Below are 2,042 nucleotides of genomic sequence, written 5' to 3'. Positions count from 1 at the left end.
AGGTCCGATCCAGGGACCGGTGGGCAATGGCGAGAGCACGGACGACACGACGCCGACACTGGTGGGCAAGGGTGAACCGGGCGACACGATCGTCGTGATCGACAACGGCACGCCGATTGGCGAGACGCAGGTCGACGAGGAGGGCAACTGGAGCTTCACGCCTGATACGCCGCTGGCCGAGGGCGAGCACGAGTTCACGGTGGTGGAGCGCGATCCTGCGGGCAACGAAAGCAGGCCGTCGGAGCCGCACGTGGTGATCATCGATACGACAGCGCCAGCACTGGTACTGAAGGCACCTGAAGTACCGGAGATGGCAGACGGTGTAATCGACGCGGCAGAGGCCAGCGATGGCACGTGGGTGTTGATCCCTGCCTATACGGGCATGGTCGCGGGTGACGTGATCACGATTGACTGGAACGGCAAGAGCTACGAGCACGTGGTGGGGGCGTTCGACGCACTCACCGGGATCAAGGTGAAGATCCCGGCAGACGATCTGATCGGGCAGGACACGGCGTTCGACATCTCCTATACGGTGACGGACGCAGCGGGCCACGTCTCATCGCCGAGCCCGACTACCCATGTGAGGCTCGGTACGATGGAACCAGACGATGCTGACGCGGATGCGGATGCGGATGCGGATGCGGATGCGGATGCGGATGCGGATGCGGATGCGGATGCGGATGCGGATGCTGACGCGGATGCCGATGCCGATGCCGATGCGGACGCTGATGCGGATGCGGATGCGGATGCGGATGCGGATGCGGATGCGGATGCGGATGCGGATGCGGATGCGGACGCCGATGCCGATGCCGATGCCGATGCCGATGTTGAGCCCGGAACAGACTATGAGGTCGATTTCGCGGAGGACGGAATCTTGGTCTTTAGTATCAACAACATTGGTGAATATCAGACGGTCGTCAACCCTGATGGTAGCGTGTCTGTGATTGGCCTTGCGGGGGCGGCGCCTAATCGTCTTAACCTGTGGTGTGGCAACTCTGGTGTTCGTATGGTTGGTGTCACTGGATTCTCCGTCGATATCACAAATGTGGGGCACTCGCGGACTCTGCAAGTCATGGCATTGGATCAATTCGGCCGATACCAGACTCTAGATTTCTTCACTCTGCAGATCGGCGAAAATCACATTGAGCACGAATACACCCTTCCGGAAGGCTGGACCCTGGCGTATCTGTCTTTCGAGGTCGAAAATGGGGATATGCATATTGTGGTATCGAACTTCTCTGTCCACACCGTTGGATATCAACCCACAACCGACATGTCCGATGACCTTGGGACTCTGGACATAGCTTCCCAGCTTCAGGGCATCGAGTGTGCCTCTGATGCAGATGGTGATGTTCCCGCCAGTGGCGTGGACGTGCAGCATCTGAACAGTTCAGACCCGGCACTGGATAGTAGCGACGATCAGTCCATAGCTGGAACCTCGAATGGAAACCCGGATACGGTTTCCGAGCTTCAGGGCATCGAGCCTTCCGCTGGTGTGGATGGTGATATTCACACTGAAAGTGGCGTGGACACATTGACACTGATGGGTTCAGGTCTGGTTCTGGATCTGGCGAACGTTGGGGAGAAGTTGTCGTCGGTCGAGGTGTTCGACATCACCGGCACGGGCAACAACACGCTCAAGCTGTCGCTGGGCGATGTGCTCGAGCAGGGTGGCAAGGACCTGTTCATTACTGACGGCCGCACGCAAGTGATGGTCAAGGGCGATGCGGGCGACAAGGTCGACCTGTCCGATCTGCTGCCGGACGGAGAGGACATCGGCGACTGGACGCAACAGTCTGGCAACACGACTGTGGGTGGCATCGCGTATGACGTCTTCTACCACTCGGGTCTGAACGCCGAACTGCTGGTACAGCATGGTGTCGAGACAGTGCTGAACAACCACTGACCTCCGGACGGTCCGCGACGCATGACCTGCGTCGCGGACCCGGAATCACCAACCATTTAATCAGGCTCCCTGAGCAGCATCGCGTTGCCCGGGGGACCGTTTTTGACGAACTGACCATGACTTTCAATCAAACCCT

Annotated in this window: 1 protein-coding gene; it reads left to right on the top strand. The window is 59.0% G+C overall.

Annotation, left to right across the window (positions count from 1 at the left end):
• On the top strand, positions 1–1,906 hold a 1,906-nt coding region (locus tag F6X37_RS35575; RefSeq protein ID WP_187614647.1), incomplete at its 5' end, for an Ig-like domain-containing protein.
• Positions 1,907–2,042: the final 136 nt, after the last annotated feature.

Origin of the sequence: Paraburkholderia sp. 31.1 (assembly GCF_014397645.1) — a bacterium.
Taxonomy (GTDB): domain Bacteria; phylum Pseudomonadota; class Gammaproteobacteria; order Burkholderiales; family Burkholderiaceae; genus Paraburkholderia; species Paraburkholderia tuberum.
This window is presented reverse-complemented; position numbering and strand designations above follow the sequence as displayed.